The sequence below is a fragment of the Rubritalea squalenifaciens DSM 18772 genome, assembly GCF_900141815.1.
GTDB lineage: Bacteria > Verrucomicrobiota > Verrucomicrobiia > Verrucomicrobiales > Akkermansiaceae > Rubritalea > Rubritalea squalenifaciens.
In genome coordinates this window covers 24,108-42,873 of sequence record NZ_FQYR01000004.1, presented here as the reverse complement: position 1 = coordinate 42,873, position 18,766 = coordinate 24,108, and the positions used below count along the sequence as shown (strand labels likewise).

At 53.4% G+C, this 18,766-nt stretch carries 18 protein-coding genes; 13 read left to right on the top strand and 5 right to left on the bottom strand.

Features of this window, described 5'->3' with window-relative positions; all coding sequences use genetic code 11:
- Positions 1–25: 25 nt before the first annotated feature.
- From BUB27_RS10395 to BUB27_RS10360, 8 genes are all read left to right on the top strand, one after another.
- Positions 26–691, top strand: a complete 666-nt coding sequence (locus BUB27_RS10395) for a phosphoribosylanthranilate isomerase (protein ID WP_143183783.1) — start codon at positions 26–28, stop codon at positions 689–691.
- Between the two features lie 117 nt (positions 692–808).
- Positions 809–1,285, top strand: coding sequence for a hypothetical protein (locus tag BUB27_RS10390; RefSeq protein ID WP_143183782.1), 477 nt, complete (start codon positions 809–811; stop codon positions 1,283–1,285).
- A gap of 108 nt (positions 1,286–1,393) precedes the next feature.
- Positions 1,394–2,053, top strand: coding sequence for a metal ABC transporter ATP-binding protein (locus BUB27_RS10385; RefSeq protein WP_234991735.1), 660 nt, complete (start codon positions 1,394–1,396; stop codon positions 2,051–2,053).
- Entirely contained in the window at positions 2,053–2,907 is an 855-nt protein-coding gene (locus tag BUB27_RS10380) for a metal ABC transporter permease (RefSeq protein WP_143183780.1), read from the top strand. Before BUB27_RS10385 ends, BUB27_RS10380 begins: the two co-directional genes overlap by 1 nt.
- A gap of 51 nt (positions 2,908–2,958) precedes the next feature.
- On the top strand, positions 2,959–4,287 hold the full coding sequence (locus tag BUB27_RS10375) for a voltage-gated chloride channel family protein (protein ID WP_143183779.1): 1,329 nt from the start codon (positions 2,959–2,961) through the stop codon (positions 4,285–4,287).
- A gap of 16 nt (positions 4,288–4,303) precedes the next feature.
- The gene (locus tag BUB27_RS10370) at positions 4,304–4,714 is read left to right on the top strand and encodes a BUD32 family EKC/KEOPS complex subunit (protein ID WP_143183778.1); all 411 of its coding nucleotides are present in this window, start codon (positions 4,304–4,306) and stop codon (positions 4,712–4,714) included.
- Positions 4,715–4,828: 114 nt separating this feature from the next.
- Positions 4,829–5,635 (top strand): PP2C family protein-serine/threonine phosphatase, encoded by an 807-nt coding sequence (locus BUB27_RS10365; protein ID WP_159434907.1) that lies wholly within the window; start codon positions 4,829–4,831, stop codon positions 5,633–5,635.
- A gap of 109 nt (positions 5,636–5,744) precedes the next feature.
- Positions 5,745–6,755, top strand: coding sequence for a glutamine synthetase beta-grasp domain-containing protein (locus tag BUB27_RS10360; protein WP_143183776.1), 1,011 nt, complete (start codon positions 5,745–5,747; stop codon positions 6,753–6,755).
- A gap of 67 nt (positions 6,756–6,822) precedes the next feature.
- On the opposite strand, the gene BUB27_RS10355 is transcribed toward BUB27_RS10360, so the two are convergent.
- A complete protein-coding gene (locus tag BUB27_RS10355; RefSeq protein ID WP_159434906.1) occupies positions 6,823–7,548 on the bottom strand; it encodes an N-acetylmuramoyl-L-alanine amidase family protein in 726 nt (241 codons plus the stop codon).
- A gap of 178 nt (positions 7,549–7,726) precedes the next feature.
- Here BUB27_RS10355 and BUB27_RS10350 point away from each other — a divergent pair, with 178 nt between their 5' ends.
- Positions 7,727–8,356 (top strand): TetR/AcrR family transcriptional regulator, encoded by a 630-nt coding sequence (locus BUB27_RS10350; protein ID WP_143183774.1) that lies wholly within the window; start codon positions 7,727–7,729, stop codon positions 8,354–8,356.
- Here BUB27_RS10350 and BUB27_RS10345 read toward each other — a convergent pair.
- Positions 8,353–10,041 (bottom strand): protein kinase domain-containing protein, encoded by a 1,689-nt coding sequence (locus tag BUB27_RS10345; RefSeq protein WP_143183773.1) that lies wholly within the window; start codon positions 10,039–10,041, stop codon positions 8,353–8,355. The genes BUB27_RS10350 and BUB27_RS10345 overlap by 4 nt on opposite strands.
- Before the next feature lie 352 nt (positions 10,042–10,393).
- Here BUB27_RS10345 and BUB27_RS10340 point away from each other — a divergent pair, with 352 nt between their 5' ends.
- A complete protein-coding gene (locus tag BUB27_RS10340) occupies positions 10,394–11,848 on the top strand; it encodes a GDSL-type esterase/lipase family protein (protein WP_143183772.1) in 1,455 nt (484 codons plus the stop codon).
- Positions 11,849–11,855: 7 nt separating this feature from the next.
- Here BUB27_RS10340 and BUB27_RS10335 read toward each other — a convergent pair whose 3' ends face one another.
- From BUB27_RS10335 to BUB27_RS10325, 3 genes are all read right to left on the bottom strand, one after another.
- Positions 11,856–12,710: a TIGR03915 family putative DNA repair protein gene (locus tag BUB27_RS10335; RefSeq protein ID WP_143183771.1), complete on the bottom strand. Its 855-nt coding sequence runs from the start codon at positions 12,708–12,710 to the stop codon at positions 11,856–11,858.
- A 21-nt stretch (positions 12,711–12,731) separates the two neighbouring features.
- Entirely contained in the window at positions 12,732–14,066 is a 1,335-nt protein-coding gene (locus tag BUB27_RS10330; RefSeq protein ID WP_143183770.1) for a putative DNA modification/repair radical SAM protein, read from the bottom strand.
- Positions 14,067–14,194: 128 nt separating this feature from the next.
- The gene (locus BUB27_RS10325) at positions 14,195–14,830 is read right to left on the bottom strand and encodes a fasciclin domain-containing protein (RefSeq protein WP_200797111.1); all 636 of its coding nucleotides are present in this window, start codon (positions 14,828–14,830) and stop codon (positions 14,195–14,197) included.
- Between the two features lie 208 nt (positions 14,831–15,038).
- On the opposite strand from BUB27_RS10325, the gene BUB27_RS10315 reads away from it, so the two are divergent.
- From BUB27_RS10315 to BUB27_RS10305, 3 genes are read left to right on the top strand one after another with little or no spacing between them, the layout of a single operon-like run.
- Positions 15,039–15,956: a nucleotidyltransferase family protein gene (locus BUB27_RS10315; RefSeq protein WP_143183767.1), complete on the top strand. Its 918-nt coding sequence runs from the start codon at positions 15,039–15,041 to the stop codon at positions 15,954–15,956.
- A gap of 34 nt (positions 15,957–15,990) precedes the next feature.
- Positions 15,991–16,950, top strand: coding sequence for an aminoglycoside phosphotransferase family protein (locus BUB27_RS10310; RefSeq protein WP_143183766.1), 960 nt, complete (start codon positions 15,991–15,993; stop codon positions 16,948–16,950).
- A 25-nt stretch (positions 16,951–16,975) separates the two neighbouring features.
- Complete coding sequence (locus BUB27_RS10305) at positions 16,976–18,751, top strand: hypothetical protein (protein WP_143183765.1); 1,776 nt, start codon at positions 16,976–16,978, stop codon at positions 18,749–18,751.
- Positions 18,752–18,766 lie beyond the last annotated feature (15 nt).

Genomic DNA, 18,766 nt, shown 5'->3' with positions numbered 1-18,766 from the left:
TAAGTATATCCGAGAGTCACAAGCCATGAGCCTCCAGAAATCTTTTTTAGACCCTGCCACCACTTCACTTAAAGTTTGCGGTGTGACGACCCCAGCAGACGCGCATAAACTTGTCGAACTGAGAGTACCTGCCCTTGGGATCAATTTCTGGCCAAACTCCAAACGCTACATCTCGCCTGATCTCGCTACCCCCTTTCTCAAGGAACTAGCTGGTGACATTGTCCGCGTCGGAGTATTTGTAAACGCCGATCCCGAGCTTCCACTCCGCTTGCTGGAAAGTGGCGTCATTGACATCGCGCAGTTTCATGGCGACGAGGAGCCTGACTACACCGTGCCATTCAGGGACGCGCAACTCCCCTTCATCAAAGCCGTGGGTGTCAAAAGTTCTGACTCCCTCACCCACATCGCTGACTACGGCGCCACCGCCATCCTACTGGACGCACACGCTCCTGGCGTCTACGGAGGAACAGGTGATGCCTTTGACTGGAACCTAGCTAAAAAGGTCATCGCAGATTATCCGCAGCTTCCTGTGCTACTCGCAGGTGGCATCACCACAATCAATGCAGAGTCCGCCGTCCATGATGTCCGACCAGCTGCGCTGGATGTCGCATCTGGATCTGAATCGGAACCTGGCGTGAAAGACTTCGATAAAGTCCAAGCTCTACAGAGCGCCATCCTGCGCGCACGCTAAACGCAATTTTCTTGCAATAAGAACACCTCCTACGCTATCTCTAGCAGCAGCCAAGCACAGGCTGCCCCTCTCCTTCCCTTTGGTTTCACCTTATCATTCACTTATCCAAAACAACCCATGAAAGGCTCACCAATCATCGCCACCCTGATCGTTATCGTTGTTCTTCTCGGACTCTACACCGTCACCCGCACCATCGTCTTAGGCGATGCTGACAAAGCCCAAGCTGCACACGCAGGCCATGACCACTCCGGTCACGATCACGCGGCACACGGCAGCACGGGCCATGACGACAGCTCAGTGGAAACACAATTTGAGATCATTTTCTCCTCCAAGCCGAAGTCCCTTAAAATCACCAATCCAGTTACCAAGCAGGAAATCTTCAACACCTCCGAGATTGATTCCGTAGAGTGGCTTGGTGAAGCTGCCATCAGCCTGGAAGGACATGTGGTTGAACTCCTGGTTGACGTGGAGTGGGAGAACCCTGGCGCAATGAATATGGCAGTGATTACCCTCAGCCCTGCACAGCATGCCTCCCGTGAAGTCACGCTACGCAGCGAGGACAACATCTCTGACATCGCCAAATTCAATTGGTAAAACTCTAACTACCTCCCAACCATTCAACACGCCGATCATCAATGCTGCGCCCATCATCACGACCACCACGACCTGGTAGTCGATGATCTCTGCGTTCAGTACCGGCGAGTGCGTGCGCTGGAGAACATTTCGTTTCGCACATCTTGCGGTAACCGTGTAGCCCTCGTTGGTCCCAACGGTGCGGGTAAATCTACACTCATCAAATCCATCGCCGGCCTGCTCAGGAAGTCCTCAGGCAGAATCAGCTGGCGCGGCACCCCGGTTCGCAAGTGGTCATCGGAGTTTGCCTATCTTCCACAACGCGAGGATGTCGACTGGGATTTCCCAATTACTGTGAGAGGCCTCGTGGAAATGGGCCGCTATCCCCAGCTAGGATTCTGGCGCAAGTATTCAGATCGAGATGCGGAAGCAGTACATGAGGCCCTGGATCTACTGGATCTACTCGACCTGCAGCACCGTCAGATCAAAGAACTCTCCGGCGGCCAGCAGCAACGTGCATTTATCGCACGCTCCATCGCTCAGGAAGCCCATGTCCTTCTCCTCGATGAACCTTTCACTGGTCTGGACCGCACCTCGTCAAACTCACTGGCTGACCTACTGGAAAAGCTAGCTCATGAGGGGCGCCTCATCATTTCTTCCCATCACGACATGGGCACAGTGAAGACCATCTTCAACCAAGTGCTCCTCCTCAACCGCAAACAGGTTGGATTCGGCCCCGTGGATGAACTCATCACCCCGGATACCCTGAACTCACTTTTCACCCACTAATGGATCTGCTCAACGAAATCTTGGAGAATCACTTCTTGCAGAATGCCATTCTCGGGGCGGCACTCATTGGCTTTGCCAATGGCTTCTTTTCTGGATTCGTCAACCTGCGCAAGGACGCACTCGCCGTCTCCGCCCTAGCACACACCATGCTCCCGGGTATTGCTGTAGCAGTACTCATCACAGGCTCACTCAGCCAGACCAGTGCCTTCATAGGCGCACTCATCGCCTGCCTCGTAGTTGGTCTTGGCTCTGTCGTGGTGAGCCGAAACTCCCGTATCCCCCACGACACAGCCCTCTCCGTCATCTACACCACAACCTTTGCTGGTGGTCTCGCACTTCTGCCTCACCTCCCGGTGGCAAACAGTCTACACGATTGGCTATTCGGCAACATCATCCACATCTCGCAGGAAGATCTGAAAATGGTCTTCATCATCAGCTCCATCACTCTGGTTCTCTGCACACTCTTCATGCGCCCTATTCTGCTCACCCTGTTTGAGCCTAACGTAGCCGCTGCCCAGGGCGTCCCTACCCGCACGATCCAGTACCTCACCTTCACTTTGTTGATTCTGATGCTGGTAGCTTCACTCCAAGCGGTAGGCACCATCCTCTCTGCAGCACTTCTGGTTGCCCCCGCCACCATCATGCTTCTCTTTACGAACCGCACCTCTCTCATTTTCTGGGGAGGCGCCTTCATTGGCTGCATCTCTGGCGTTGGTGGCATTCTACTAGCACTGGCCTTGGACATTCAGGCAGGCCCCGCCATCATCCTACTTCTCGGCATCCTATTCCTGCTGGCCTTCCTCTTCTCTCCCCGCTACGGTATTCTTTTCAGAAAAACAGCCCACAGTCGCTGACCCTAGAGGGATCAGCCTGTAGGAAATTGACACAGCGCACAGCCACCCAAGATGACCAGCAGAATCCAACAACTCCGCTCCGCCCTCATCTGGCTCGCTCTCATCATCCCCTCAGCCATGCTGATTGGCTCCATCTGTGCAGGCTTCCTCATGAGCTTGCATTACGTCACCGACGCACGCTTTGCCTCCCCATGGTTCATTTACCTCCTTCCACTAGGCGGTCTCCTTGTCGGTTTACTCTATCATCACTTTGGAGGTAAATCTGATGAGGGAAACAACCTCATCATGGATCAGATCCATGCCCCTGGAGGAGGCGTCCCGACCCGTATGGCTCCGCTGGTTTTCCTGGGCACGATCATTACCCACCTCTTTGGCGGTTCTGCTGGACGAGAGGGTACAGCGGTGCAAATAGGAGGAAGCATCGCGAGCACGCTCTGTCGCAGACTCAGACTAGATCCAGACTCTGTCAAAGTCCTGCTTATGTGTGGAATTGCGGCAGGCTTTGGAGCCGTTTTCGGCACCCCCATAGCCGGAGCGATCTTCGCACTGGAAGTCCTTATGATCGGCCGCATCCGTTACGAGTCACTGCTTCCCTGTCTCATTGCAGCCATCACCGCAGACTGGACCTGCCGTCTCTGGGGCGCGCATCACACACATTACGCCATCTCCTACCTCACCAGCATTGATCCTCCATCCGCCTTCTTTCACCTGGAGCTGGGGATATTCCTCAAGGTCATGCTCGCCGCCGTTCTCTTCGGCCTGGCTGGCACGCTCTTCGCCAAACTCACGCACGGCATTGGCCACGTCTTCAAATCGACGATCAAATACCCACCACTACGCCCCTTCATTGGCGGCTTCATCGTGATAGGTCTCTTCCTTCTTGTGGGTACACCGGATTACCTCGGGCTTGGTGTGTGGTCAAACAATCCGGACGCCGTCACCATCTCCTCGCTGCTCAGCTCACCGGAGATCCATCACTGGAGTTGGTTCTGGAAACTGCTCTTCACAGCCATCACCCTTGGAGCCGGCTTTAAAGGCGGTGAAGTTACTCCACTTTTCTTTATCGGCGCCGCTCTGGGAAATGTGCTGGCCTGGGTACTCAATGCTCCTCCGAGTCTCTTCGCAGCCATCGGCTTTGTCGCCATCTTTGCTGGCGCCACCAATACCCCCATCGCCTGCACCATCATGGGAATCGAACTCTTCGGTGCCACCCACGGCATCTACCTTGCCATTGCTTGCCTGATAGCCTATTACGCCAGTGGCCACTCTGGCATCTACATGTCTCAGCGTATCGCGATACCTAAATTCAACGATCAAGACCTGGCCCCCGAAATCACTCTCAAGGAGCTCCACTCCAAGAAAAACAAGCGGAACAAATAACCATAGAAATATTACCATGAGAAACCTCAAAGACGGCATCCGCTCACTCGTGAAGATCGACTTCTACGGCAATGTTCACAAGTACTTCCGTGGCACAGACAAAGACAAGCGCTGCGAAAACGAGGTGAGAATCCTCAAGGCTCTGGAGGAGCGAGGTTGTGATTTCGTCCCCAAGCTCCTCGATTTCGACCTAGCGGAAGACTACATCTGCACCACGAACTGCGGCTCTCCGGCCCCGAACATCTCCCGTAAAAAATCAGACTCTCTCTTTGCCAAGCTCGAGAAGGAATTCGGCGTCCAGCATGACGACCCAGAACCACGCAACATCACCTACAACGAGAAGGAGGGTAAATTCTGTGTGATCGACTTTGAGCTCTCCACCTTGCTCCCCATGCCAGCCATAGAGGAGTCCAGCGAGGAAGAGTAAAAGCCTGAGCATTTTTGTGACAGTGTGTCACAAATTGGCTTTGCAGATTATGAGCGCGATTTCTATTCTGGCGCGTCACTCGATCAACACAACCACACCAGCTCCCATCTAGCAGTGAATCCTAATTTCCTCTGGTCCGCCCGTACAACCTCCGGCAGGCGCAAACCGAAAAACGACGACTCCTGGCTCGCCTTCGCAGCCGGAGCCAAAGGCAGCTGCATGCTACTAGAGGATGGCGAGCACGAGTTGAATACTCACGACCTTATTTTCGCGGTCTCAGACGGCATGGGCGGCGGCAATGCTGGCTACTTGGCATCATCGCTCATTTTAGAGCACATCACCAAGGTCATCCCTCAGACTTTCAAGGCTGCCGCTCAAGGCTTTCACCCTGACTACCTGGAAATTCTGGACCAGAAGGTAAGAGAAATTCACTCTGCTATCAATGAGCGAGCAGATGGAGACCCTAACCTAAAAGGCATGGGTGCCACTCTAACCCTCGGATGGTTCACCCCTGAAAACCTCTACATCGCACATGCCGGCGACTCGCGCATGTATCTTCAACGCGCTGATGACACTTCCCAGCTAACAGAGGACCACACCTTTGCCTGGAGCAAATTTAACCGAGGCGAACTAAATGAACGTGAGTTCCGCCACCATCCACGACGCTCGGCTCTCTTCGAAGTTGTCGGGGGTGGCCATCAGAAAATTCGCCCCTCAGTCGCTGCTGTCCCCTATGCGAAAGGCGATCGCTTCATGATCTGTAGTGATGGTGTTATTGACGGATTATGGGAAAAGCACATCCATTCCGGCTTAAGCCGCAAGGAATCCTCGACAAGCGAGGTCGCAGACGCTCTCATGGCACGCGCAGTCGATAATGCAGGCTCGGATGACACCACCCTGATCGTTATTGATGTCTGCTAATTCCCCATAGGATTTTGACAGACTTGGCACACCTTTTGCTTAATTGCAATTCAACCTCTTGCGGGTCTATTAAGGATGGCTCGTAAACAAAGACAAACAACATATCACAATGGCTAAATACAGACTCGATTATATCTGGCTCGACGGTTACACACCTGTAGCCAACCTTCGTACTAAGTGCTGCATCAAGGAATTCGACGAGTTCCCAACTCTCGAGCAACTTCCTGAGTGGGGCTTTGACGGTTCCTCCACACAGCAGGCTGAAGGCGGTGACTCTGACTGCATTCTCAAGCCAGTAGCAGTCTACCCAGATCCAACTCGCATCAACGGCGTACTCGTTATGTGTGAAGTTATGCTTCCAGACGGTACTCCACACCCATCCAACGCTCGCGCAACCATCGAAGACGATCCAGACACATGGTTCGGTTTCGAGCAGGAGTACTTCCTCTTCCAAGACGGTCGCCCACTCGGTTTCCCAGAGGGCGGTTACCCAGACCCACAGGGTGAATACTACTGTGGTGTTGGCTACAAGAACGTTGGCGACATCGGCCGCCAGATCACTGACGAGCACCTTGAGCTTTGCCTCGAAGCTGGTATCAACCATGAGGGTATCAACGCCGAGGTAGCTATGGGTCAGTGGGAATTCCAGGTTTTCGGAAAGGGCTCCTACAAGGCAGCTGACGACATCTGGATGGCTCGCTTCCTCCTTCTCCGCCTCTGCGAACAGTACGGCGTAGACATCGAGTGGCATTGTAAGCCTATCCCAGGTGACTGGAACGGCTCCGGCATGCACTGTAACTTCTCCACCGCTTACATGCGTGAAACTGGCGGCAAGGAGTACTTCCTCAAGCTCATGGACGCATTCGAAGAGTTCTGTGAAGAGCACATCGCTGTTTACGGTCCTGAAAACGAGAAGCGCCTCACCGGCCTTCACGAGACTCAGTCCATCGACAAGTTCTCTTGGGGTGTTGCTGACCGCGGTGCTTCCATCCGTGTTCCGCACAGCTTCGTTAAGAACGACTACAAGGGCTATCTTGAAGACCGTCGTCCTAACTCACAGGGTGACCCATACAAGATCGCTTCCCGCGTTATCCAGACTATCAACACAGTTGCTAAGTAATTAGGTAGCGCTCGCTATTTATTTCACATTCAAAACCGGCAGGCTCGTCCTGCCGGTTTTTTGTGTTTTAGCTACCGGGTGGATCCATTGGTCTTGAGATTGGAGCATTGATTGGCTTGGGCAGCGGCCCCAGCCCGGCATCACCAACCAGGGCCTGCCGCCTGATCGCACGTGCCATAGCTTCGGCCATCTTGTCTCGGTAACTTGAACTGCGGCTCAAACGCGCATCCGAGTAATTGGACAAATAGCCAATCTCCACCAACACGCTGGGAATTTTGGTGTTCCGCGTCAGTCGGAGCCTCCGGCGCACCTGCCCCCGGCTTCCTCTCTCACTGGGACTCACCCTGGCCATTTCACGCTGCAAGCGCTTTGCCAGGCCGTAGCTATCAACCCGCCAGTAGTAAGTCTCTGGTCCGCGCGAGCTCCTGCCTGAGTGATTGTAATGGATACTTACCAACACTGCCGACTTGTAACGGTTCGCAATAGAGACCCGTTTGTTCAAGTCAATGAAACGATCACTGTCCCGGACCATCACCACTTTAAAATCACCCTGAAGCTTACGCTGTAGCCTGCGAGCGGTATCCAGCGCCACATCCTTTTCTCTTACCCTACGGCCTACGGCTCCAGAGTCATGCCCGCCATGACCAGCATCTATGATAACCGTCTTGAATCCCCTCGGGCCCGGACGGTGCCCCCAGTAGGACTGAGACAGGCTCACCCCTCCAGTCGGAGATGTCACCGTTGTCTCCATAGTACCAGCTTCCCAGTTCCCAGTGGGTGTACACGACACCATAGCCGCCACAAAACCCGTGAGTAATAATCGACACAAACTCATCACCCCACAGAGTCTCACACCTCTCCCCTCCCCTCCAGTGATTTTCCAACAAATCTGTCAGTAAAATCACATTTTTAAATTTTCGTTTGATTTATAGTGAGGCGAGCTTAAGTCCGATCCAAACAACTCAAAACACATGCCCTCAGAACCCAAAATCAAACTCATCAACAGCGCCATCGAAGTCTTTGCCAATAACGGCTACCGTGGAGCCCGTGTCTCTGACATCGTCGCTGGAGCTGATGCCAACATTGCTGCCGTGAATTACCACTTCGGCTCCAAGGAGAATCTCTACATGCAGGCCATCCGCAAGGCGCATGAAATCTCAGAAATGACCTACCCAACACGGGGCAACCTTCCTCAAGATGCCCCCGCGCGCGAGAAGCTCTCAAGCTATGTACGCAGCTGTCTCAAACGCTCCCTGGACAAAGGACCAGCCGGCCAGTTCGGCAGGATTTTTGCCAAAACCATGTATTCGCCTGACTCACCAGTAAAGAGAGTCCTGGATGAAGCCCATGATCTGGAGCTTGACTATATCCAAGAAATGCTGATCGAGTTCTACGGCACAGATGCTCCGGCGGTCATTCAGCTCGCCAAGATCAATGTCGTCTGCCTCTCATCAGTCCTTTCCAACTACCCGATTACCTCCTCCAAAATATTCTCATCTGACCCCTCACCAAAGGAGATCGACTCAATGATAGAGAATCAGGTCAACGTGACCCTGGCAGCACTGGATTCGCTGACACCAGAAAACGCATTTACCCGCTAAGAAAGTACGGCAAAAAGCGCATCAAGCACCTCCCAACTCCACTGGCTGGCGTTCATAATTCCAGCCAGAAACACGCCACCCAAGACAATCAAGGTAAGCCCCTTCATGGCTTTTCTACGGTGCCCACATGCATAATAGACATCTCCAATCACTGGAATAAGCAGTCCAGCGACCAACCACTTTTTCCCCTCCTTTCCTTCACAACACTTGAGCGAAAGAAAACCTCCTAACACAAGTAGAATGGAGAACGCACTCATCACCGTCATCCATGCATGGGGATAGATATAGACGGCGACGAATGACATCAGGCTCAGACCTACCAAGGCACACATCTCCCATCCGAATTCTTCGACGAACTTAGTGTGCCATTTCTCATGTTTCACCTCTACAGGCTGTGTTATCTGCCTGTGGGTTCTCTGGTATTCGCAGAGGTAGACTCCTGTGAGCGGGCACTCATCCGCCCGCCTCCAGTCATTCCAACCTTCATGCCACACCAGATCCTCACTACCGATATAGCCTCCTAGTATGAGCCTGCCGATGGCTTCCATGTCTAACGGCCCAGTCCGCCGCCCATGCAACATGGCATACCAGTATTCTTTCCTCAGCTTCAGCACCTCCTGCTCCTCAATCTGCTTGGGCGGTTTCACCTCTGAGGCACAGAGGCGGTAGACGGGCAACCGCTCAGCTTCTCTCTCCGCATAAGCTCTCACTCCTGCAGAGATCTTTCTCGTGTGGAGCATTTCAGAATGCTTCATCTGACAAACCCCTTGAGGCCTGGTTCTCTCTTCTAAACAGGCAGGCTTGAGCGAGGCGGGCGTGACAGGGCGTACGATCTGGACAATGCCCTCGGTTAATTCGATATCACGCTCGCTCTCACTCAAGGGGAACTCAAGATCTTTGAGTTCCTCCAGAGCTTCATGACAGTCATGGAACCTCTTCTCCGGTTCAGACGATATGAATAACTCCACCCAACTACACAGATCCTCTGCAAGATCTTCTCTCAAGTGAGACAGAGGATGAAAATCACCACCACAATGGGCTGCCATGACTTCGATCGTATCTCTCCCGTCGAAGGGGACTACACCTGCCAGCATGTAGTAAAATAGACAACCGAGAGAATACAGGTCTGTCTGCACGCTATGGCCTTTACCTTCATAGATTTCAGGCGCCATAAACAGCGCGGACCCCACCAACTGCTGCTTGCTACTGTCTGAACTCGGAGACATTCCGAAATCTAATAACTTCACCACCATCCGACTCTCAGAGAGTGAGGCTATCATGACATTACTCGGCTTGATATCGCAGTGTAGTATCTCATGCTCATGCGCCGCAGCCAGCCCGCATAACATCTGTTTGGCTAACACCTTAAAGTCATAGGCAGTCAATAGATGCCGATTCACAAGCTGACGCACCGTCACTCCTGCCACATACTCCATCACTATTTCCGTGGAACTCTCGACTCGTGCCACATCATAGATGGTTACGATGTTAGGATGCTGCACCGCAGCCAAGACTTTCGCCTCATGCAGCAGCTGCTCACGCGGAAAATAGCTGGATGTCCTCTGGTCATGCCGGACACGCTTGATCGCTACTTCTCTGCCCAGAAATTCATCACGGGCTAGAAACACACGACCAAAGCCTCCGGACGCCAGTTCTCCTAGAAAAACATGTCTTGCTGTTGTCATTAGAACCTAAGGGGGGTGTCAGTTCTCGACGCCAGCCACTCCTTACCCCTTGAGATTCTGACGACACACAAAAACAGATTTCTCAGGGGTAGGAAGAGGGGGCAAGTTCAAGAGTAAACGACAAACGCACGTTTAGGTAAAACCATTTAGCATGAACTCTTTGTAACACTTCATTCACATTCCCCCTAGCCCCCAGCGCAGAGGCATTTCCACCAAGCCTAACAGAACACTATAGCCCTGTGAGCAGGCTACGCTTATACTTAAGAAAATCTAAATGATTCGTATTTCCCTGACATTGCTGAAATAGTAATCACTCTCATCTCGTTACCTGTCCTACACACCCTATTGACTCATGAAGATATCACTCTGCATTCTGTCCTGCCTGACCACTCTCGTCGTGGCAGACCCCATACGCGTAGCCTGTGTCGGAGACTCCATCACCTTCGGAGCCGGCATCAAAGAACGCAAAGAAAACAGTTATCCAGCTCAACTCCAGAAACTACTTGGAGACACTTATGAAGTGAAAAATTTCGGCGTCAATGGAGCCACGATGCTTAATGCCGGTGACAAGCCATACACCAAGCAAGGTGCCTACAAAGCCTCACTCGATTTCACCCCGAACGTCGTGGTCATCAAACTCGGCAGCAATGATTCCAAACCTCACAACTGGAAGCACGGAGACAGCTACACCACAGACGCTGCAGCTCTCGTCCAATCCTACCAGAACCTCTCCAGCAAACCGCGCATCATTCTGTGCACTCCGGTTCCCGCTTACAAAAATGACAAAGGCAAGAACGTCTATGGAATTACAGATGAAGTCATCGCCAAACAGCAGCTTCCCAGCCTCATCAATCTAGCTAAAGAAAAGAACCTGGAACTCATCAACCTCCACCAAGAATACGCACTCGAAGGTGCTAAAAAAGCGATCGCAATGACCCCTGACCGCATCCACCCGGGAGCTGATGGAGCCAAGGTGATTGCCGGGCGTGTCGCCTACCAGCTCACTCACAACTACGAGCCTGCCTTTGACATCACCAGCAAGCTGAAGGAACAAGGAATCGAGCCCAAAGTGTCCAACTTCCACGGCTACCGTCAGTACCGCTTCACGACTCCTGACACCAAGCTGAAATGTATCATCGTAGCCCCACACTCTGCGGATACCTCCAAGCCTTGGATCTGGCGTGCTCGCTTCTTTGGCCATCAGCCAGCACTCGATAAAGCTCTGCTCGACCGCGGCTACCACGTCTGCTTTGTCGATGTAGCAGACCTCTTCGGTTCACCAAATGCCACCAAACGCTGGGATCAATTCTACGCGCTGAGCCAGCAACTTGGACTGGGTGCCAAGCCTGTGCTCGAAGGCATGTCCCGCGGCGGCCTCATCATCTTTAACTGGGCTAAGCAGAATCCTGATAAAGTCACTGCAATCTATGGTGACAACCCAGTGTGTGACATCCGTTCTTGGCCTGCCAAAAAGTCCGCACCTCTCTGGAATACCTGCATGAAGCAATATGGCATCACAGCAGAGCAGGCCAAGGACTTCAAAGGTAACCCCATTGATGGACTCGACGCCCTCGCCAAGGCCAACGTCCCCGTCATGCTGGTACTCGGAGCCAAGGATGAGGTGGTCCCCATCAAAGATAACGCACTCATCCTGCAGGAGCGCTACAAGAAGCTCGGTGCTACGAAGATCCACACCTGGATCAACCCCAACACCAAGCACCACCCACACCAGGCTTGCCCGATCCGCGAGCTCCTCAGTGCAGTCTTGTCTGCCGGCGCACAAAAAGCGGGCTCAACCGTGAAATAAGCAGCGCTTACTCCCCCATTTCACGCAGCTTATTAAGGTACTCGTTTTTAGGTTCAGGCTTCAGCGGCCTGGCCTCCTCCTCCATCATCCCGCGCACACGCTGATCGCTCTCCGCGATCAGCTGCTGGATGATCTCCGCCTCGGGAAGATTCTTCCAATACTTCTTCGGCATCTCGGACTGCATCATCTTGATTTTGACCCGGGCAGGATTGAAGGTACTCCGATAATAAGTCCGCCAAAGATCCTCCAGATTGTCTTCACTGGGCGCCACGCTCCGGTCCACACCCGGAGTATAGCTCAGCTGCTTCCCGTCCCAGCTCACACACTCATCGGGGGTCAAGATAGACCAGTCCATCCCGGCAAAACGCCGCTGAAAGAAAGGCGCGTTCGCCCGCACAATCAAGTGCTCTGGCTCAAACCAGCTCACATACACTTCACGACCACTCTCCAAGGTATCTACGTGACGGAAACGCACAAATGCACGCATCTTGTGGATATCTCTCCGTACTGCGGCAGCGATCATCTTTAGCTCACGGACTGCATCGTCCGCCTCATTGCCTAACAACCCCTTATTACCTTCTCGAGTTATCCTCCAAAGCACATCATAGAGAAGAGGCCACTGCCTCCCCATACGGTGACAGCCCACCGTCTCTCCCAGAGCGATAAACTGCTTTGGCACATTGATGGCAAAGGTTTCAGTTTCACTGCTTCCGCCGCCCATCTCCAGCGTGTCGACAAACATCGTTTCCAAGGAGGCATCCTTCACCCACATCACCTCATGGGGCCGCACACCATCCACTAACAGCTGCCGCGCTTTCGCCCGCCACTCCCTGAAACCCTTTTTTACAGAAATCACTCTCATCCCAAGAATCCTTCAAGTTGACTAGAACTCTCCACTGAGAGCCTCCGCGCCTGCCTCATGCTGAGCCTGCTTCACTTTCACCTCCGGCACCTTAGGAGCCTTCGTCTGGATCACGCCTTCAAAACTTAGCTCCATCTGCTCCGGAGGTGGCGCAAAATGGGCGCGCAGTCTTTCGCTGCTCCACTCCAGGCGTGCCGGCTGATGGTCAGCACAGATCATGAAAGGCATGCATTTCTTCACATTCACACGCATCTTGATCAAATCTTGCAAGCGCAGGGCATGATGTCTACGCACCCTAACAATACGCTGAGCATTTCTCACCCCCAGCCCTGGAATGCGGTACAGCATTTCCAAACTGGCACGATTCACATCTACAGGAAAGGTCGCCCGGTTACGCAAAGCCCAGGACAACTTGGGGTCTAAGTCCAGATCCAGGTTAGGCTCTTTCGCCGTCGTCAGCTCCCCCACTTCAAAACCGTAGAAACGCAGGAGCCAGTCCGCTTGATACAAGCGGTGCTCCCTAACAAGTGGGGGCGACTTCAGAGGCAGCACCACCGAAGGTTCCGGAATGGGGCTGAAGGCCGAATAGTACACCCGCCGCAATTTGAAATTCCCATAAAGGTCACCCGCTCGGTGCAAGAAATGAGCATCCGTAGAACCATCCATGCCCACGATCATCTGCGTACTCTGCCCGGTGGCAAAGACCCCGTACTTCTTGCGGCTGCGGCTTTTCTCCCGGCGAATGCTCTTCGCCTCATCGATCCTTCCACGGATCGTCCCCATGGCATTCCTCGTGCGCGCTACATTCTTCTCCGGAGCCAGCTCTTTGAGCGTTTCCTGCCTCGGCAGCTCTACGTTGATACTCAACCGGTCGGCATACCTCCCCGCCTCCGCGATCAACTCCGGGGAAGCCTCAGGAATCGTCTTCAGGTGTATATAGCCACGGAAATCATGCTCCTCACGCAGAAGCCTCGCCACTCTAAGCACCTGCTCCATGGTGTAATCAGCACTGCGGACAATTCCGGAACTCAAGAACAGGCCTTCGATGTAGTTGCGCTTGTAGAAGGACAGCGTCAGTTCCACAACTTCTTCCGGAGTAAAGCGCGCACGCCTGACATTGCTGGATCGACGGTTGATGCAGTAGTGGCAGTCATAGAGACACACATTCGTCAGCAGCACTTTCAACAGGGAGATACAGCGTCCGTCCGGAGCATAGGAGTGACAGATCCCCACTCCGCCTGCCGAACCCACGCCCTTTCCGCCCCGGGAATCCCTCTTCCGGGCACCAGAGCTCGCACAAGACGCATCGTACTTCGCTGCATCAGCTAGGATTTCCAGCTTTTCGAGAGTGTTCATATAAACATGCTTACATGAACACCTAAAAGATTCAACTGAGTTTCGCTAACAAGTCACCAAAAAAAGAACGGGCGCAGGAAACCCCGCACCCGTGGTGATGACTTGTACTTTGCGAATAATCCAGAGCCTTACTGCTCGTCTTCGACAGGAGGCATGATCACGGTATCGATCACATGGATCACGCCATTTTTTCCAACGATGTCAGTTTTGATGACTTTGGCGTCGTTGACTCTGATTTCTCCATCGTTGTTGGTTATTTCAAACTCATGACCTTCAAGAGTCACGATTTTCATAGGATTCACGTTTTCAGCCATGACTTTGGTTGGCACCACGTGATACTTCAGGATGGCTGCGAGCTTATCCTTGTTTTCAGGTTTCAGCAGATCAGCCAGAGTACCTTCGGGCAGTTTTTCGAATGCCGCATTGTTTGGGGCAAACACGGTATAAGGGCCGTCACCATTCAGTGCTTCGAGCAGGCCAGCTGCACGAATAGCAGTCACTAGGGTCGTAAAGTCCTTGTTACCATCTGCAATAGCCACCACGGTCATTTCTTCCTGTTTCTTCATCTTTTCTTCAGATGCAGGCTCCTCCGAACTTGGTTCCTCAGCGCTCGGCTCATCGGAAGTAGGTTCATCCAATGTGGGCTCAGCTGCTGGAGTATCTGGTTCGGCTACAGGAGAATCAGGATCTTCTGCCATGAGGCCGGTAGTCAGGAGTCCCATACTAGCGATGGTCATCCCGGTCAGTTTCGTCAGTTTTTTCATGTTAACTGTAGGGTTTTGGTTAGCAATTTGATGTGACTCACACACAATTGTAGTCACTCGCTAAGCTCACCCATAATCATTCATTGTCAAACGATTGTAAGCATGAAAACCACCAGAAAAATGTCCTCCTTCTCCGCCATCGTGCTAGCTAGACAGCTTGGCAGGTTTTTTCGTGTTCAAATCCTAAAATACCTTTAAAAAACCGTCCGTGAGCGAAATTTTCAAAGCATTCATTCTAGGCGCAGGGCTGGGTTCCCGTTTGCGCCCACTCACAGATACCCTGCCAAAGCCCTTGGTCCCTCTTTTCCACGAGCCCCTGGCCAGCCACACCATGCGCCACTGCCTCAAAGCCGGGATCGAATGCTTCGCTATCAATACCCACCACATTCCGGCCGCCTGGCAGCAGACCTACCCGGAAAGCAGCTTCGAGGGCGCCCCCATCACTTTCTTTCACGAGCCCATTTTGCTGGAGACCGGCGGAGGCATCAAGAATATCGCCCCATTCATCGGCGAGGACCCCGTCCTCGTCTACAATGGAGACATCCTCACGGACCTCGATCTGACCCAGCTCATGGCTGCCCACCGCGGCTCAGGCAATGTCGCCACCCTGGCTCTGTTCTCAGAGGGACCCAACTGCAATGTCGCGGTCGAGGGTCATCAAGTCGTGGACCTGCGTCACGCACACGGCATCCACCCGGGCACCCACCAGTTCACCGGCATCTATATCATTGAGCCGGAAATCCTACCTCTCATCCCGGCCAATGAGAAAATCTCCATTGTCCCGGCCTTCCTGGAGCTGGCGGCACAGGGCAAACTCGGCGCCTACATTGCGGACGGCGCCAGCTGGCATGACCTCGGCACCCGCGAGGAATACTTCGCCGCGCACCAGCACCTGCAAGACTCCGGCAAGGCCACACTTCCAGCCATTCACCCCCAGGCCAAAATCGACCCCAGCGCGGAACTAGACGAATACACTATCATTGGACCGAATTGTGTGATTGAAAAAAATGTAAAACTTCGCAAGACAATCGCATGGCCACACGCCACTATCTCTGAAAACTCAAACCTTTACGGCTGCATCGTGCGTGAGCAGGCAGCCGGAGAACACCAAGACCAAGATCTCTAAGCCATACCAGCTTTCCCACCAAATACTCTACGTCATGCCTACAGACACCCTCCTCACAGCTACACGAACTCATCTCGACCTGGACCCGATGCATTCCGTCATCATCGAGCCCATCAAGAAAGGTGGCTCAGGTCGTACGATCGTCCGGATCAAGCCGGAAGGCTATGCCACGTACATCGGCATCTACTACACCATGGAGCGCGCGGACAATGCCAACTACCTGCCCGTTTCCAAGTTTTTGAAGAAGGCGCGCATCAACGTGCCTGAGGTACTCTATGACAACATTGGCCGCCGCTGCGCTCTGATCGAAGACCTAGGGGATACTGATCTCCTGTCACTCAAAGACGAGCCCTGGGAAGTGCGCGAGCCCATCTACCGCTCGGCATTCGAGCAACTCGACAAGCTTTTCTACTCCCGCCCACCTAAAGATCTGGAATTCCAGCCACCATTTGACCCGGAGCTCTACAAGTGGGAACAAGACTACTTCTTCGACAACCTCGCTGAGATCTATCTGCGCATGTCCGCTGGCGAGACCACTCCACTGCGTGACCACCCGGCTCTTGCGGAAATGGCCCAGCAGCTTGGAGCCTCAGCTCGCCATCTCGTGCACCGCGACTTCCAGTCCCAGAATATCATCATCAAGGACGGAGAAGCCTACTTGATCGACTTCCAGGGCATGCGCCGTGGACGCCAAGAGTACGACCTGGCCTCTCTCCTTTATGATCCTTACATGAACCACTCCGCCGAAGAGCGCGAGAAGCTGCTAGACATCTGGGAAGACGTCACCGAAGAGCGCCCGCTTCCAGACATTCTGGAGAAATGCGCCATCCAGCGGCTCATGCAAGCTCTGGGCGCCTATGGCAATCTCGTTTCCAACAAAGGAGATGAATGGTTCGAGCAATACATCCCGGTAGCCGCCAAGCTCTTGGGTGAACTCATCGAGGGCAAACCTGTCGAGGCAGCCATCAAGCCTGTGCTCGACCTCGTCAAATAACAGAAAATAGCCCTCAAGCAGATTCGTGTCCATCATTCGTAAAGCACAGCTCCTCATCCTAGCCCTTACCGCTGGCACTGGGCTGGCTGTGCTGTTTACCCTGGATAAAGTCCCAGCCCTCTCGCTGGTGGACACGATGCTATCGCCGCAGGAATCGGGCAATATCGCTCCCGGGTCGATTGTCGAAGACCCTCACCCGGAAAGCCACCGCAAGCGCGTTTTCCGCAAGGTCTTTGCCCCGAACAACAAGGTTCCAGAGTACCTGCTCTGCTCCATTGATGACGATCCTGACCGCATCAATGCCTATGGGCTCTATCACCCTGCGGACCTTTCCATCGCCTTGGAAAATCTGCGCCAGCTGAAGATGCGCTCCATCTTCATCACCACCCACCTCCAGTGGCCTGAGTTAGATCAAGTCGAGCTTAATGCCCTCTCCTCAGCCATTGGCAAGTTTGAGCATGCTACCATCGCCACACCAGTCAAACGCAGCGTCAAAGGTGATCCCATTCCTGACTACTTCATTCGGGCCAGCCTTCCCGCAAGTGAAGTATCCGGGGACTCTAGCAGCCTGCCTCGAGTCAACCAGCTCAGTCTCGCTCCAAACATCACCATACCTCAGAACACTCTTGCCGGCTTCAGCCAGATTGAGTCAGAGGAAGCTTTGGAAAACAGCATCCCACTGGTCGCGCGCTGGGATGACCGCATCATCTTTTACGCCCCTCTCCTAGAGCTTCTTCAGCACCTTGGCCTCACTATTGACGACCTTTACATCGAAGCCGGTCAATATATCCGGCTTGGAAACAAGGGGAACATCATCCCCATTGATGAGTTCGGTCACTATAAGACGGACTACCAGGCCACCGAGGAGCCATACACGGTCACTGCCGCCTACTCTGGAGAAGTATCCATGATCGGCATTACCCAGACCTCAGCCATCCTCAGTGCTGACGGCGAGAAATCATCTGTCTACAGCGCCATTTCCAACCCCTACAACGCCATTGCCCAGATCGCTCACACCCCTACCGTAGGCGAGGAAAGCACGCTGACCCGCTTCCCTCTCTGGCTGGAAATCCTTCTCGTACTGGACCTCGCTGCACTCGGCGCCTGGCTGTTCGCCTATCGCTCAAGCCGAAGACACACGGTCTTCACCATCGCCCTCTTCACCACGGGAGCCATCATCTTTGTGCTCAACCGCTTTACCGCGTACTGGTCACCATCCGCTCCCTACTTCCTCACGCTGATTTCCGCTTGGATCTTCACCTCCCTGCTGAGTCGCCCGGTGCGTAAGAAACTTCGCCAGAGCAAATCCTCCGCAGCTTCCAGCACGAAGGATCAGAAGAAGGAGCCTGCCACTCGCGCATCCGAGGAAGAGATCTCCGCAGCAAAAGCCCCGTCTCAGAAAAAAGAGTCTCGTGATCCAAAGCCTGCCACAAAAAAAACATCTGAGCCGGCAGGAAAACCTTTCAAGGCCTCTCTTGAGAAAAACTCTCAGGATAAGAAGAGCAAGCAGGAGATCAAACTCTCCAAACCAGAGAAGGAGAACACCCACACAGGAAAACCTTCTGCACAGGCATTTGAAGAAGAGCTGATACCTGATGAGGCCACGATGTTCTCAGCAGCCTCAGAAAAACAAGCAGAGAAAAAAACAAATCAAGCCGACGCCGACGATACTTCTGCGAAGACGGAGAAAAGCTCCGAAAGTAACAAGCAAGCCACGGCGCCAGGACAAATCACCAGCAAGGTAAAGATCGACATCAAAACCGAGTACCCCTTCTACCCTGCTGACTCTGAGGACAAATAAGCACTTTCATATTTT